General features: G+C 39.9%; 11 protein-coding genes. 7 read left to right on the top strand and 4 right to left on the bottom strand.

From position 1 onward, the window contains the following. Positions 1–15: 15 nt before the first annotated feature. The 6 genes from J6O61_RS00110 to J6O61_RS00090 all read left to right on the top strand — a co-directional run bounded on the left by J6O61_RS00110 (position 16) and on the right by J6O61_RS00090 (position 9836). Entirely contained in the window at positions 16–924 is a 909-nt protein-coding gene (locus J6O61_RS00110; RefSeq protein WP_292208082.1) for a bifunctional riboflavin kinase/FAD synthetase, read from the top strand. 80 nt (positions 925–1004) lie between these two features. After that, positions 1005–1943 carry an AEC family transporter gene (locus J6O61_RS00105; protein ID WP_292208079.1) on the top strand — a complete coding sequence of 313 codons (939 nt, stop codon included), beginning with the start codon at positions 1005–1007 and terminating at the stop codon, positions 1941–1943. A gap of 264 nt (positions 1944–2207) precedes the next feature. Beyond that, entirely contained in the window at positions 2208–4784 is a 2577-nt protein-coding gene (locus J6O61_RS00100) for a family 78 glycoside hydrolase catalytic domain (RefSeq protein ID WP_292208076.1), read from the top strand. A gap of 18 nt (positions 4785–4802) precedes the next feature. Continuing rightward, the gene (locus J6O61_RS19400) at positions 4803–6290 is read left to right on the top strand and encodes an MFS transporter (protein WP_330613690.1); all 1488 of its coding nucleotides are present in this window, start codon (positions 4803–4805) and stop codon (positions 6288–6290) included. An 11-nt stretch (positions 6291–6301) separates the two neighbouring features. Beyond that, positions 6302–9394 carry a beta-glucosidase gene (locus tag J6O61_RS00095; RefSeq protein WP_330613689.1) on the top strand — a complete coding sequence of 1031 codons (3093 nt, stop codon included), beginning with the start codon at positions 6302–6304 and terminating at the stop codon, positions 9392–9394. A 13-nt stretch (positions 9395–9407) separates the two neighbouring features. Continuing rightward, positions 9408–9836: a hypothetical protein gene (locus J6O61_RS00090; RefSeq protein WP_292208073.1), complete on the top strand. Its 429-nt coding sequence runs from the start codon at positions 9408–9410 to the stop codon at positions 9834–9836. A gap of 79 nt (positions 9837–9915) precedes the next feature. Here the strand turns inward: J6O61_RS00090 and J6O61_RS00085 are convergent, their stop codons facing one another. Genes J6O61_RS00085 through J6O61_RS00070 form a run of 4 tightly spaced genes read right to left on the bottom strand, consistent with a single transcriptional unit; the run spans position 9916 to position 14535 of the window. Then, positions 9916–11214 carry a leucine-rich repeat protein gene (locus J6O61_RS00085; RefSeq protein WP_292208072.1) on the bottom strand — a complete coding sequence of 433 codons (1299 nt, stop codon included), beginning with the start codon at positions 11212–11214 and terminating at the stop codon, positions 9916–9918. A gap of 11 nt (positions 11215–11225) precedes the next feature. After that, a complete protein-coding gene (locus J6O61_RS00080) occupies positions 11226–12566 on the bottom strand; it encodes an MBOAT family O-acyltransferase (protein WP_292208070.1) in 1341 nt (446 codons plus the stop codon). Then, the gene (locus J6O61_RS00075; RefSeq protein WP_292208068.1) at positions 12563–12718 is read right to left on the bottom strand and encodes a hypothetical protein; all 156 of its coding nucleotides are present in this window, start codon (positions 12716–12718) and stop codon (positions 12563–12565) included. The genes J6O61_RS00080 and J6O61_RS00075 overlap by 4 nt, the downstream gene beginning before the upstream one ends. Positions 12719–12732: 14 nt before the next feature. Next, the gene (locus tag J6O61_RS00070) at positions 12733–14535 is read right to left on the bottom strand and encodes a leucine-rich repeat domain-containing protein (protein ID WP_292208066.1); all 1803 of its coding nucleotides are present in this window, start codon (positions 14533–14535) and stop codon (positions 12733–12735) included. A gap of 84 nt (positions 14536–14619) precedes the next feature. On the opposite strand from J6O61_RS00070, the gene J6O61_RS00065 reads away from it, so the two are divergent. Next, positions 14620–15345 (top strand): LytR/AlgR family response regulator transcription factor, encoded by a 726-nt coding sequence (locus J6O61_RS00065; protein WP_292208065.1) that lies wholly within the window; start codon positions 14620–14622, stop codon positions 15343–15345. Positions 15346–15347: the final 2 nt, after the last annotated feature.

Genomic DNA, 15347 nt, shown 5'->3' with positions numbered 1-15347 from the left:
TTGGTGGTGATTTGATTGGAAATAATAACCAGACTTGATGAACTTAATATAAATAGTAAAACTGCCATTGCCATGGGAAAATTTGACGGAATACACTTGGGGCATAAAAAACTTCTGGCAAAAATACTTGAACAGAAGCAGGATGGTCTTAAGGCCTGTGTGTTTACGTTTGAGCCCTCACCGGAAGAATTTTTTGTAGGGCATACTGTGAGACAGCTTTTTATCAGAAATGAGAAAAGACGCGCTTTTGAAAAGCTGGGAGTGGATATTTTGGTTGAGTTTCCGCTTACAGAAGCTACTGCTGCAACAGATCCCGAGGACTTTGTAAGAAATATTCTGTGTGATGATCTTAAAGCGGTGTATATTGCTGCGGGAAGCGATGTTTCTTTTGGTGATAAGGGAAGAGGAGACCAGCATCTTCTCAGAAATCTGAGTAAGGAGCTTGGATTTGAACTTGAACTTATCGACAAGGTCATGCTTGACGGATCAGAAGTCAGCTCCACAAGGGTAAGAAACGAAGTGGCAGATGGTAACATGGCTGAGGTAAAAAGACTTCTTGGGACAGAATACAGTATCAGCGGAATTGTTGAACATGGAAGGCACATCGGGCATACAATAGGGGTGCCTACAGTCAACGTCCTTCCTTCTGCCAATAAGCTTCTTCCCCCCTTTGGGGTTTATTCAAGTATTGTGGTCATAGATGATAAAGAGTACAGAGGCATGACCAATATCGGAAGAAAACCTACGATATCTGAAAAAGAGGCTGTGGGAGCTGAAACATATATCTATGATTTTGATGAGGATGTATACGGAAAGGCTATAACAGTCAGGTTAAAAGAGTTTTTGAGACCGGAGATGAAGTTTGACAGTATTGAGCATCTCAAGGCTCAGATAGAAAGTGATCTGAAAAGAGCTGCAAACTGAGTATGAAGTCTGGCATTCTCGAATTAAAAATTCAAGAATGTGTAAGATGAAATTGGGGGATTGTTAAAAAGGAGAAGAGTATGGAAAATCTGCAGATAGCCACAAATGCCGTAATACCTTTTATGGTTTATATTTTACTTGGAATGATTGCCAAGAAGAGCGGTGCTGTAAAGGAGAGTTTTTTAAAGGAACTTAACGGAGTTGTTTTTAAAATCTTCTTCCCGTTTATAATGTTTAATAATCTCTATGATGTGGATTTTAACAGGTTAAGTGATGCGGGATATGTGGCGTTTGCGTTCGCGGCAACACTTATAGTTATATTTGCCTGTTTTTTTATTGTTCCGCTTTTTGTAAAAGAAAATCCAAGACGCGGAGTTGTGATGCAGGCAATTTTCAGGAGCAATTCGGTTCTCTTTGCAATACCGCTTACTGAAAGTGTATTTGGAAAAGAGGGAGCTGTAATGGCCAGCATTATGGTCGCATTTATAGTGCCTCTATACAATATTGCTTCTGTAGCTATTCTTGAATATTTCAGGGGAGGCAGGGTTTCGTTTCCGGTACTTTTGAAAAACATCCTGAAAAACCCGCTTATTATTGGCGCTATTGCAGGTGTGATCTTTAATATTCTTCCTGTGACTATGCCGACCAGTCTGGTTAAACCTATAGCTGAGCTTAACAATATGGCTACGCCGTTGTCACTTTTTGTACTTGGAGGAAGCCTTCATGCAGCCAATATAAAAAGAGATATTCGTCCTCTCTGCATAGGGATTGCTCTTAAACTTGCCATTATTCCAAGCATAATGGTGACTGCAATGTCTCTTATCGGCATAAGCGGAGCTGAACTTTTTGTGGTTTTTTGTATGTTTGCAACACCTGTTGCTGCAGCATCCTACCCAATGGCTCAGAGCATGGGAGGAGATGCGGACCTTGCAGGAGAATACGTTTTACTTTCAACGCTTTTATCAATAGTGACTATATTCTTCTGGATACTTATTCTTAAGAACTTTGGAATGATGTGATTTTAGGTGGAGCAAAATCTATTATTATCGTATTGGTGAAAATATACAATTAGATTCGGCCTGTTTTTGTGTATAAATACCAATAAAAAAATCAAATATGTAAAAAAAGGAGCAAAACATGACAAATCGTTTTTGCTTCTTTTTTTTGTGCAATTATAAGATGGTAACAGGATTGTGAAGTTCGACGCACGAAATAATCCGTGTTATTACTTATGGCGCTTATATCATAAGATACCAGGATTCGGAAGAGAAAAGAGGTTTGAGATGTTTGAGATTGCACGACTGACAGTTGAAGGTCTTGAAAAAAACATTGTTACCGATGAATATAATCCCCATATTTCATACAAGGTTGTATCTGACGGGCAAAATGTCAATGTAGCAAATTGCCATATTGCGGTAAAAGATGCAGATGGAAATGTTATGTGGGAAACAGATACTACTGAGCAGATTGAGATTGCCTATAAGGGAAAAAGGCTAAAACCATCCTCTGAATACAGAGTGGATATAGCAGTAAAGGCTGATACCGGAGAAGAGGCGGCTTCTTCCACAGAGTTTGCAACGGGACTTATGACAGATAAATGGCCCGGAACATTTATTACTGACGGAAGTTATTCTTTTACGGAAAAGAGAATTTCACCTGAACCCATGAACTTTAAGAAAAAAGTTAAGGCAGCAGGGAAAGTAGTAAAAGCTTACGCTTATGCAACAGCATTAGGAATATATGAGATGTATTTTGATGGTAAAAAGGTCGGACAGAGATATTTTGCTCCCGGTTTTACATCTTATAAAAAAAGGCTTCAATATCAAACGTATGATGTGACTGATTATTTCACTCAGGGAAAAGAAGTTGAAGTAAGTTTTACTGTATCCGGCGGCTGGGCTGTAGGCTCTTTTATCTATAGCAGAAACAACAGATTTGCTGCTGACAGGCAGGCACTTTCAGCTTTATTTTATTTTGTTTATGACAATGGTGAGGCAGATATAGTCGGAACTGATTCTACATGGCTTGTAACAAGGCAGGGAAAAGTAAAAATGGCTGACCTTTATGATGGCGAAACATTTGACAGCACAGTTGACACGAGCAGAGCTGTCTGGGTAAATGCCACGGAAGAAAAGCTTAAATACAGTCCCAAAATAACAGCAGAGAGCGGGGCACCTGTTACGGAGCACGAAGTTCTTTTACCTGTAACTGAGCAGATAAATAAAAATGAGATTATATATGACTTTGGACAGAACTTTGCGGGAATTGTGAGATTTACAGTAAAAAATGCAAAGAAAGGCCAGATCATTGAGATAAAACATGCGGAAATCTTAAATCCTGATGGGACATTAAATACAAGCTTTTTAAGAAGCGCCAAGGCTACAGTAACCTATATCTGCAGTGAAGGCGAGCAGACATTTAGCCCCTCATTTACATATATGGGATTCAGGTATGTGTCTGTTAAAGGTGTAAAAAAAGAAGATTTTGAGATAAAGGCAGTAGCTCTTTATTCGGATATGAAAGACAGAGGAAGCTTTGAATGCTCTGATGATATGCTAAATAAACTTCAGTCAAATATCCGATGGTCAACAAAATCAAATTTTGTTGAAATACCTACGGACTGTCCGCAAAGGGATGAGAGAATGGGATGGACAGGTGATATAGCTGTCTTTGGTACAACAGCGTGCTTTAATTTTGACACCGGAAGATTTTTGAAGAAATGGCTTGGGGATGTAAGAAGTGAACAGCTTCCCACAGGAGGACTTCCCAATACGGTTCCTGCCAATGGCTTTGGATTTCCTGTAACAATGCCGACCATGGCAATTGACTGGTGGGGAGATGCCTGTGTACTGGTTCCGTGGGCTTTATACATGTCAGACGGGGACATAAGCGTTCTTCAAGATAATTATGACATAATGAAAAAATATGTGGGAGCATGCAAAAGATGGGCGGCGCTTTTTAGCTTTGGCAAGAACAGATTCATCTGGCATACACCTTCGGTATTTCATTTTGGAGACTGGGTTGCGCCCGATGCCCCAAAGATGCAGCAGTGGCAGAAGAGAAGTAAATGGACAGCTACGGCAAGTCTTTTTAACACCAGCAGTATTCTTTCAAAAATAGCCGGGATTCTGGGCTATGAAGAGGATGAAAAAGAATATAAAAAGCTGTCCGAAAATGTCGCAGATGCTTATGAGAGCATTTTTACTGACGGAAACGGGAAACTGAACGAAGAATTCCAAACGGCATATGTGCTGCCGATACAGTTTGGAATGTTTAAAAAGGAAAATCGAAAAAAAGCTGTGGACAATCTGGTAAAGCTCATTGAAAAGAGTGATTACTGTATTGGAACAGGCTTTCCCGGGACACCGTATATTCTTTTTGCTCTTGCAGATAACGGTCGGGCAGATGTGGCTTATAAGATGCTGCTTAATACTAAATGTCCGAGCTGGCTGTATGAAGTTAAAACCGGTGCCACAACTATATGGGAAAGATGGGATGGTCTTGATGAAAACGGCCAGTGCCCTATTGGAGATGACGGCACAGATAATATGATTTCCTACAATCATTATGCTTCCGGGGCTGTTGGTGATTTCTTTTATAAGCGAATTGCAGGAATCGAACCTATTGAAGCCGGATATAAAAAGTTCAGGATAAAACCTGTTCCCGGAGGAAATCTTTCCTATGCAGAGGCAAGTATTGATACTTCTTACGGAGTAGTGAGCTCCAAGTGGCATATAAATGATTCTGATTTTTCCATCGAGGTAGAAGTTCCTGTGGGATGCAGGTGTATTTTGGAACTTCCTGATGGAAAGACCTATGAATATGGCAGTGGAAGATACAGAGCCACAGCAAAGATATAAGTATATACGGAGGATGAAATGTTAAAGGAAATTGTTGAATTGCCGGCACTAAAGACAAAGATAAAAAGTCCGGAAGTAAAGCTTAATGAAAAAGCGCTTGGATACCTGATCGGACCATTTTGCGCACTGATATCCAATGCAATCTTTGGTTCATACCTCAACAGATATTATTCAGATGTTATAGGGTGGACAGACACCGCAAGATTTGGAACATTTTCAGGTCTTCTTCCTATTTTGTCAGTGATATTTGTTATCATTGGAAATCTCTTTGTGGGAAGAGTTATGGACAGCACCAGAACCAGTCAGGGTAAGGCAAGACCGCTTCTTATATTGTCAATGCCGCTTATAGTCATTGCAATAATAACTCTTTTCATGGTTCCAAAGGATAGTGCACCGATTTTTCAGATGATATGGATTGCTGTTTCATACAATCTTTATTATGCGCTTGCCTATCCATTTTATTACACAGCTCACAGTGCTCTGGTCTCACTTTCGACCAGAAACAGTGACGACAGGGGACAGCTTGCTACATTTTCAAACGCAGCAGGTGTGGCTGCGGTTGGAGTAGGCGCCAGCATACTGGTTCCGATTCTTTTACAGAATTATTTGTTTGTTCCCAAGGCTGATGGAGGAATCGATGCGGCTGCAAGCTACAATAACTGGAAAATAGTTATGCTTGTGCTTTGCATTTCGACTCTGATCGGAATAATCATTGAGTACTTCTTTACAAGAGAAAGAATTACGGAAGAAACCTACGGACTTGAAGAAAGTACAAAAAAAATACCTCTTTCTCAGCAGATTGGAGTGTGCATAAAGGAAAAGTACTGGTGGATCATTATTCTGTACTTCCTCTTATTCCAGTTTGGTGGACTTGTAAAAAACGGATCCATGAACTACTACTGCACATGGGTATTTGAAGGCATTGACGGCGGAACTGCCATGGGACTTCTGGGTGCAATCGGCGGAATACCAACGGCCATTGGAATGGTTCTTGCATGGCCTATAGCCGGTAAGCTTGGAAAGCAAAGAGCTGTAACACTTGGTCTTTTGATATCGGTTATCGGCGGACTTGTAAGCTTTATAAATGTACACAGCTTTGTCATTGTTACTATCGGAGTGATCTTAAAAGGAATCGGTTCAATACCTGCTATGTATGTAACATTGGCTCTTTTAGCGGATGTACTTGATCATTTGGAAGCCAAAAACGGATTTAGGTCTGATGGATTTACCATGGCTGTATACGGGGCAATCATGGTAGGAATGACAGGACTTGGAAACGGTATTATAAATGTTTTTTTGACGGCAGCAGGATATGATGCAACCTTATCGGTTCAGAATGCTTCAGTTCAGAACATGCTTGTTCTTTGTTATTTGGGAATTGAACTTATCTGCTATGCAGTAATAGTGGTTCTTATGAGCTTTTTGAAAGTAGAAAAACATATAGAAGAAGATCACAGGATAATACGCGAGCGTCAGGAAAAAGAAGGCGCAGCGTTAAATAAATAAGGGAGGTTAACATGAGTAAAGGTAAAAAAATTTCGCTCTACAGAGGCTTGACTGCCAGTGGAGCAGCGCTTCTGGCACTTTCAGTATCGGCAACAACTGTGGTGAATGATCACAGAACCGATATAGATAAGTTCCTTGGAACATCAAGCACAAAAATCGTAACGGATGAGGATGTGGATACATCGGATATGTACACATATTCATCGGATTATTCAAACACAACAGAGCTTGTAAGTGCAATAGCTGATGTTGGAGAAAGAATGAGTGAGGAAGGAAGCGTACTATTGAAAAACAATGGTGCACTCCCACTTTCGGCTGATGAGACAAAAAAGGTAAGTCTTTTAGGCTTCTCAAGCTACTATCCTGTTCAGGGTGGTGATATGGGTTCCTCACTTACCGTAAATGTCGGAACAGACGCAGATACAGTAGATTTCGTCGGAGCACTTACTGCAAAAGGTTTTGTAATAAACACAGAACTTCAAAATGCTTATGAAAAGCTCAAAGAAACCTTTAAAACAGAGGTAGAGACCTGGGGCGGAACATCAACTTATTACAATATTACTGCTCCTTCAATCGGTGCACAGTTTACAAGCAAAGAGCCTTCTATAGAGGCACTTAATGGGGCAAGTTCCGGCTGGAAGGATTCCCTTGCAAGCAACAACGTAATGATTGTTACCATTGCAAGAAGCGGAAGTGAGAACAAAAACTATACACCGGGACAGGATGGAGTAGATTCCACTCAGAATCTCAACCAGACCGATCCGCTTGGTCTTTCCGATGATGAGAGAAATCTGATTCAGGCAGCGATTGATGCCAAAAATGTAAATGGCGGTAAGGTCATAGTTATTTTAAATAACTCAAGCGCCATGGAGGTACAGGAACTTCAGGATAATGAAGGAGTAGATGCAATCCTTCAGGTTGGTCTTCCGGGAGGATATGGATTTTATGGAGTTGCTGATATTTTGAGCGGCGAAGTAAATCCTTCAGGACATCTTACAGATACATATGCTGTAGTTGCGGCTAATTCTCCTGCAGCTCAGAACTATGGTGACCTTAGATGGACAAATGCTGATGATACACTTTATATCAATGATGCACTTGTAGAGGCAGAGGGTATATACACCGGATATAAATATTATGAGACACGTTACGCTGATGTGGTTTTAGGTCAGGGAAATGCATCTGATTCAGTTGGCAGCAGCACAGGAAGTGCATGGAACTATGCTGATGAAGTAACATATACATTTGGATACGGTCTTTCATATACAACCTTTGAACAGGTGATTGACAGTATTGATGTTGATACAGCTGCCAGAAAGGTAACTGCCAGGGTTACTGTTACTAACACAGGCGATACAGCCGGAAAAGATGCTGTCCAGCTCTATGTATCACTTCCTTATACTCAGTATGATATTGAGCATGGAATTGAAAAATCAGCTATTCAGCTTCTTGATTTTGGTAAGACTGAAATTTTGGAGCCCGGAGCATCTGAGACTGTAACTATTGAAGCTGACATGGACTACATGACAAGCTGGGATAGTACCGCTTCAAATGCAACAGGAACAACAGGCTCTTACATTCTGGACGAAGGTGATTATTACTTCACAGTTGGTAACGGAGCACACGAAGCTCTTAACAATGTACTTGCAGCGCAGGGAAAGACTGTTGCCGATGGTATGACAGAAGAGGGCAATGCTGAAAACGTAAAGATTTGGACTTTATCAGAATTTGACGGTTCAACTTTTGCAACAACAAAAAACGGAACAGCAGTAGAGAATCAGCTTTCTGATATGGATCTCAACAACTGGCTTCCGGGTACTGTAACATACCTTACCAGAAATGACTGGGCAGGAACATGGCCCAAGACTTATGAAGGTCTTACAGCAACCGATGAAATGCTGGAGATTCTCGATAATGATACATATGAGATTACAGCAAACGGTGATCCTTCATCTGTAGTATTTGGGGCTGATAACGGTCTTAAGCTGGCAGATCTTAAGGGTGTGACTGATGTAGATGATGAGAGATGGGACCTTCTTGTTGATCAGATTACTCTTTCAGAAGCTTTGATAAGAACCGGCTTTGGTGGAACAAGTACCAAGACAATTGATTCAATTTCATCACCCGAAGTAATTCAGAATGATGGTGCCAATGGTATTTATTCATATCCGCTTAGTCAGTATGCCAATACCGATACATCTTCTTCAGATCCTTGTGCTATCGATGCCAATGATAAAAATGCTTCTTACAAGGCAGGTGTAATGGCAAACGCAACAGTAATTGCACAGACGTTTAGTAAAAAACTTGCTTCTGAGTATGGTGCTGTTATGGGTAACTATTCACTTTGGTCAAACCTTACTATCTGGTGGGGAGTATCCAATAATATCCACAGACTTCCTTACAATGCACGTAATCATGAGTACTATTCAGAAGATCCTGTACTTTCATCCTTCATTGGACTTGCTGAAGCAGTTGCAGCACAGAAGTATGGCGTAATTGTTGCTACAAAGCATCTGGCATTTAACGATACTGAAGTTAACAGAAGTGGTGTTGCGGTATTTATGACAGAGCAGAAAGCCCGTGAGCAGGAACTTAGAGCAACTCAGGCTCCTATAGAAAGCGGTAAAGTACTCGGTGTAATGACAGCATTTAACCGTGTAGGCTTAACTCCTGCCAATGCTCATTCGGGACTTCTTAATAACATCCTTCACAATGAATGGGGCTTCTACGGACTTATGTCTGAGGACTTCATCATGGATCCTACATATGTTGTTCTTAAGGAAGCAGTATTAAACGGTGTTACAATGTCATGTAACACAGGTGACAACACTATGGATGCGGTTTCTGCTGTTTACTCCTACTGGACAGAGGAGAATGTATCTAAGGATGCAACTATGTTACAGGCTCTTAAAAATGCAATGAAGATGCAGAATTATGCTTTGGCTAATTCCAATGCAATGGATGGTCTTGTTTCAAATTCAAGACTTGAAAGTGTAAGAACATGGTACGACAATCTTCTTACTGCACTTTCAATAGTATTTGGACTTATGGTAGTTTGCGGAATAGGCATGTATGTAAATACAGCCCGCAAAAAGGAAGACTGACAGGAGGCAGAGTATGAATAAGAAATTAGGAAAAGGAATGGTAACAAGCTGCATAACGCTGATCCTTGCAATTATAGGATTTGTAGCTTATATAATAAATGCAAATACTGCATATTTTTCAAACCTTGGTAAAAACACAACAGTTATTGCTTCACTTGCAATAGCAATAGCAGCTTTGATCATTTGGATGACACTCGGAAAAGTGTCACCTTCATGGACAGACATATTACCTGTAATAGTTCCGGCTTGTCTGTTTGTTGGCGGCATCACACTTCTCAACACCAGAATAAACGGAATGGCCGCTATCATGACATTCACTAACAACGCCCAGAACATGTCAGACATGTCCAGCGCCGTTGTAGCAATAGTTGCGATCATAGCTGCAGCTATATTTGGAATCATAAGCGCATTCTTCGATGTGAAAAAAGTAGCAGAGAACTGATAAAAACGCCCTATAGGCATAAAAAAGAATCACTCCCCGAACCTGTGAGTTTGAGAGGTGATTCTTTTTTATGCTGTTGCTATTTTTTTTCAGCAAAGATTCTATCTGAGTAGAGGGAGAAGCGGTAGTCGGTTTTGTAGGTTGATAAGGCACTCTCTGGAACGAATATGTTGGCAGAAGTGCCATCTAATAGGTGCTGTCCTATCTGAATTGAAGATGGGACAGTATTTTTTATGTGGATTTCCTTTAGGGAAGAGCAGCCGTTAAAGGCGTAGTCCTCTATCATGGAAATGTCTTTGTCTACTGTTATGGAAGTTATGGTGGTGTTATTTGAATAGGTGCCTGCTGTAAGAACCTTCGTTTCTGTGCCCGATTCATATAGAAGGGGCGGCTTTGAAGGAATTTCAATGGCGGTCAGTGAGGAATCGGATAAATATGCTTTTAGATTCCTGATAAGCAGCCTTGTGTAAAAAATCTTTCCGCTGCTGTTTAAATGAAAATTTGTATCATAGAACCATTCCATATCCATGATGCTATCATTGGGATTGCCGATAATATTGATTGTAAGAGCATTTTTAAGGAAAAGACCATATTCATCAATTGTGCTTTCAAAGTCCGGAGCATCAGCTTTTGTAACCGCAGCCTTATTGGAGGGACAATAGGCCAAAACAAGAGTGGCATTTCTTTTTAAAGCTGATGCACCGCATGTATTTAAGTAGGTTATGTATTCGTTTGTTAATGAACCCTGTTCATAAGAAATAGGAGTATCGGTATCCAGACCGTTTATCATTATGTTTTGTGAGAGATTGTCGGCAATGTCACCATATTCATTAAATGCAGATTTTCTGTATACTGAATCAGGATCGGGGGCTGAATCTGTCACAAACATTTTTATCTTCCGGGCGGCGAATTTTGGAAATGCTGCTGCCATAAGAGAAATGTTTTTTTCTGATCTTAAAAAGAAAGGAAGCATGTTAAATGCGCCGTCAACAGCCTGCCAGGCATATTCACTTCCGAGATATAAAGATAAGGTCTGAGGATTTTGTTCAGGGGCGAAGATTATAATATCTCCGTCATGGCAGTAGGAAATTGCCATATCAAGAACGGTTGCAGTTCCAAGTCCTGCGTACATTCCAAGGTTTATAATTTCATATTCCGGGAAGTTTTCTTTTATCAGTGAGCTGTCAATGTCAAATGCCATGGCACTTCCGCCCACTATGATGATTCTTTTTCCGGTGGTATTTTTTAACCGGCTGTATTTGTATTTTAGTTCTCCCATATAGCTGTTTTCATATTGGGATGGAAGGCAAAGCGTGGACAATAGCAGAAAAACAGGAATAAACAGTATTGTCCACAGGTAGAATAACTTATTTTTCATTGTTATCATCCTTAAAACCTAAAGTAGATAAAGGAATTGGTGGTGCCAAGTTCTATCTGGTACATTCGTATAAATATTATTATGATAGCCATAATAAATAAAACTACGCGGTATTTTTTGCTTATATCCACAACTTTCGGAAATAGATAAAGCAGTGCAATACTAAGAAGAATACAGATGATGCCGGGACCTTTTGGAATTTTGGTCAGAACAAATATATTAAAAATTTTTAGGATTGGGTTATCCCAGCCTGTTTTAAGCATTTTGATCATCGTAAGGGCTGCATTTGTATCGGGCGCTCTAAAGAAAATCCATAAAAGGTTAACTATCATAAAGTTTATAAAGACTGCCGGCCATTTGGGAAGGCTATTGATAGCTTTTTTCACAGGCGGTATATCTTCAAAAAGAACAATTATACCATGCCCCAACCCCCACAGGATGAATTTAAGACCGGCACCGTGCCAGATTCCGCTTATAAGGAACACGACAAGGGTATTAATTATAAGCTTAAATTTTCCTTTTCTGCTTCCGCCAAGAGGAATGTAGATGTAGTCGGTCAGCCATTTTGTAAGTGTTATATGCCATTTTTTCCAAAATTCGCGAAGAGATGCAGAAATGTAGGGGTGATCAAAGTTGACACTTAATTCTATTCCAAAGAGTCCGGCACAGCCCCTTGCAATGTCGCTGTATCCTGAAAAATCCGCATAAATCTGCATTGAAAAAAGAATTGATGCAAATAATACTACAGGTCCGATCCAAAGAGAAGGATCACTGTACACCTTATCAACAAGGGGAGCTAAAAAGTCGGCTACAGCGACTTTCTTGTAAAAGCCCATAAGCATCAGGATGAGTCCCTCTTTTAAATGCTCAGAAGATTGAACTTTGCATTTTTGCAGTTGAGGAATCAGATTTTGCGGGCGTTCTATTGGTCCTGCCACCAGCTGAGGAAAGAAGGATACAAAAAGTGAGTACCTGAAAAAATTGGCTTCAGCTTTGCAGTCTTTTTTGTAGACGTCAATCATATATGAAAGGGTCTGGAAGGTATAAAAGGAAATACCCACAGGAAGGGTAAGCCCCAGCCCCATATATTTGTAAATTATAAGAAAACCAAGAACCGGTAATATTCCGGCTGTAAGAATAAAAAAATTTCTTCTTTTTTCAAGTATGAGTCCATAGCAGTAGGAAATGACGGTAATGGCAATAAGAACCCAAAAGGAACCCGGACTTCCGTATATATAAAAGCTCCAGCTGGCTAAAAGCAGCAGATAAGGGCGTAGCTTTTGGGGAATAAAGTTATACAGCCCCAAAATAAGAGGCAAAGCACATAAAAAAACAGGAGATAGAAAGTTCATTTGTTCTTAAATCCTTTTATGAGTGTATGAAGAATAAGTATCAAAAGCACTACGCCCATTAAAACCAGAGCTATCTTAAGATAAGAAAACTCCATTATGAGCATAATCAGGATCAGTATAGGAACTGTAAAAAGAAGCAGTCTGTCAAGCATTGAGTGTCCTCCGCTTAGCTTTGGGTATAGGGTATAAGGTCTTTTAAGATATTTTCGGTTCTTATGCGGACACCTTCAGTTGAAAGGTGGTTATCTGTTTCAAAAAGATATCTGCCTTTAAAAAGTGAGTCCTCAATATCTGATATTACAGGAAAATCAAGTGCGCTTTTAAGGTGCTCATTAAGTTCACGGCGATTTTTTGGTGTGCTTTCAAGAGAGACTGCACTTTCGTTTCTCGGAGCATAGGTAAAAAGAAAAGTAATGCCTTTTTCTGTGAATTTGTAAGCCTCTTTATTAAGGGCGTCAGTGTACTCTTTTGGAAATGCTGAAACTGTATAGTCAACAGGCAGATCATATACAGGAGAATCGTCTTTGGCATTTGGTCTGAATAAACAATAGTCACCCTGAATATTATAAGTCTTTTCATCTACCGGGTTAAAGTTTTCATCAAAGTCGGAAGGCGACAGATCGTAGCTTTTTGAAGTGATGCCGTGTCTGTTTGATAGAAACTCCCCAAAGGCGGAAAAGACGCCTGCATAATTCCTTATATCAAGTTTCTCAATAAGGGAATAGTTTTCTTCAATAAGGTTAAAAAATTTATCGTCAAATTTGTTGGTGACGCAAAACTGTCGTTTTGATGCGTCAAATTCGGGTGAATCAAGAAGGATGTCCCCCGGATTCATATGTTCAAGAATAAGATCAAGCTGTGGCAGGGCATTGGTGTAAGCAAAAACGCCCATGTTGGCAACCTTGTATGCCGGGAGCTCTTTTTCCAAAAGTTCACTATCATACCCAAAGCGGGTGGAAGAACCTGAAAAAAGAACAAGCTTTTTTTGACCGGGATATTCATTTTCAAGGAGCTTTAGGTAATCCATTTTGTCCGGAAAGGTTGCGTAGTATGAACCGCAGTAAACAGGGGATACTGCGGCATTAATCCGAAGAGTTTTTATGTTGCTGCATTCTTTAAAGGAGTAGTCGGATATTTTTTCAAGGCTGTCAAAAAGGATGATTTCGTTTAAGTTGCAATTTGTAAAGGCGCCATTTTCTATAACTTTTACAGAAGGAGGTATGACAACTTTTTGGGCAGAAAGGTCTGTAAAGGCATTTGAAGCCAGTTTTTCCACCGGAAGGCCGTCTATTGTGGATGGAATTATCAGCTCTTGTACCTGTCCTTTAAAACCTGTAATCTTAAGAGCGCTGCCTTCTTTTTCGTATTTAAAAAGTGAGGTTTGAGTCCATTTTTCCCATTGTCCGTATAATGTTTGGGAAGTGATGATGTTTTTGTCTGCACGGCTTCCAAGTGAAATATAAGTACCGCTTCCGTTTTTTTGTGTGTTCCAGGAAGTAAGAGTGTACCCTGCACAATCAAACAGAGAGCTGTATCTGCAGGTGTTTATTCTTATATGACTGTCATCCGGATATTCTTTAAAGCAACTGTCTTTTTTGTCGGATGAAATCGGAAAGTTAAGATCATACTGTGCGCAAAGCTCATATTGCGAGGTGTAGACAGTGACAACTGTCCCGTACTTTACATTTTTAAGAGTGAGGTTATAAGAATAATCTTCTTTTTCCAACAGATAGTCTTTGAAATCGCACCCTGTGACTTTGTAGCCTTCTTTTGGAGTTATGGTAATTGAAAGATCGCTGTTATAGGCAGTTTCGTAAAAACTTTCGGACAGATCAAGATTTTGATTATCTTCTATTACGATTCTTACAGTATCAGTAGTGTCTGAACAGTCAGAAGTGGTAGAATTACATGAAGTAAGAAACATTAGAAAAAAAGCTATTAAGTTGACAAACAAAAGAATTTTTTTCATGAGACAATTATCTAAAAAAACACTTCTACGGTCAATAAATTTCGTATATCATAATAGGGCGGAATGCGTTTTGGGGAGGTTAGTGTGTTAAGTATTGCGGTAGTTGACGATGATAAAAAGTACAGAGAACTGCTTTTGGATTATCTGAAAAAATATGAGTCCAATTCCGAAAACAGATTTCTTATAACAGAGTATAAAGACGGAAGCGATCTTACTACAGAGCTTTCCGGGAAAACCAGCTCAGGCTTTGATATTATCCTGCTGGATGTTGAAATGAAGTTTATGGACGGAATGGAAACAGCCAGAATCATAAGGCAATATGACAGGAACGTGGTCATCATATTTATAACCAACGCTCCACAGTATGCTATATCGGGATACGAAGTGGATGCCTTGGACTATGTACTAAAGCCGGTTAATTATTTCCCTTTTTCCCAGACAATTGAAAGGGCAATCGGAAGGCTCAAGGAAAGAGAGCATAAATATATTTTGCTCTCAGGAAACGGATATGCCCATAAGATAGACCTCTATAACCTTATATACATAGAGGTGGCAGGAAGAGAGCTTGTTTTTCATATAAAGGGGAGTAATGACCTTACTATCAACTGTTCCATGAAAAAGATTGAAAGCAGGATACAGGGGAAGATGTTTTTTAGGTGCAGTCAGGGCTTTATAGTAAATCTTGAGTACGTAGATGAAATTGATGGAATGGATGCTATTGTGGACGGAAGAAAGATTCCTGTAAGCAAGGGACAAAAGAGGGCATTTGTGGATGCACTGAATAATTATATGAGCGAAGTCAGAGGTTGATA

The organism is Butyrivibrio sp. (assembly GCF_017635265.1).
Taxonomy (GTDB): domain Bacteria; phylum Bacillota; class Clostridia; order Lachnospirales; family Lachnospiraceae; genus Butyrivibrio.
This window is presented reverse-complemented; position numbering and strand designations above follow the sequence as displayed.

Bases quoted from the DNA above. Each gene is read 5' to 3' on its own strand.
- J6O61_RS00100 (WP_292208076.1), top strand. From the start codon at position 2,208: ATGTTTGAGATTGCACGACTGACAGTTGAAGGTCTTGAAAAAAACATT.
- J6O61_RS00075 (WP_292208068.1), bottom strand. From the start codon at position 12,718: ATGCTTGACAGACTGCTTCTTTTTACAGTTCCTATACTGATCCTGATT.
- J6O61_RS00080 (WP_292208070.1), bottom strand. From the start codon at position 12,566: ATGAACTTTCTATCTCCTGTTTTTTTATGTGCTTTGCCTCTTATTTTG.
- J6O61_RS00085 (WP_292208072.1), bottom strand. From the start codon at position 11,214: ATGAAAAATAAGTTATTCTACCTGTGGACAATACTGTTTATTCCTGTT.
- J6O61_RS19400 (WP_330613690.1), top strand. From the start codon at position 4,803: ATGTTAAAGGAAATTGTTGAATTGCCGGCACTAAAGACAAAGATAAAA.
- J6O61_RS00095 (WP_330613689.1), top strand. From the start codon at position 6,302: ATGAGTAAAGGTAAAAAAATTTCGCTCTACAGAGGCTTGACTGCCAGT.
- J6O61_RS00070 (WP_292208066.1), bottom strand. From the start codon at position 14,535: ATGAAAAAAATTCTTTTGTTTGTCAACTTAATAGCTTTTTTTCTAATG.
- J6O61_RS00105 (WP_292208079.1), top strand. From the start codon at position 1,005: ATGGAAAATCTGCAGATAGCCACAAATGCCGTAATACCTTTTATGGTT.
- J6O61_RS00090 (WP_292208073.1), top strand. From the start codon at position 9,408: ATGAATAAGAAATTAGGAAAAGGAATGGTAACAAGCTGCATAACGCTG.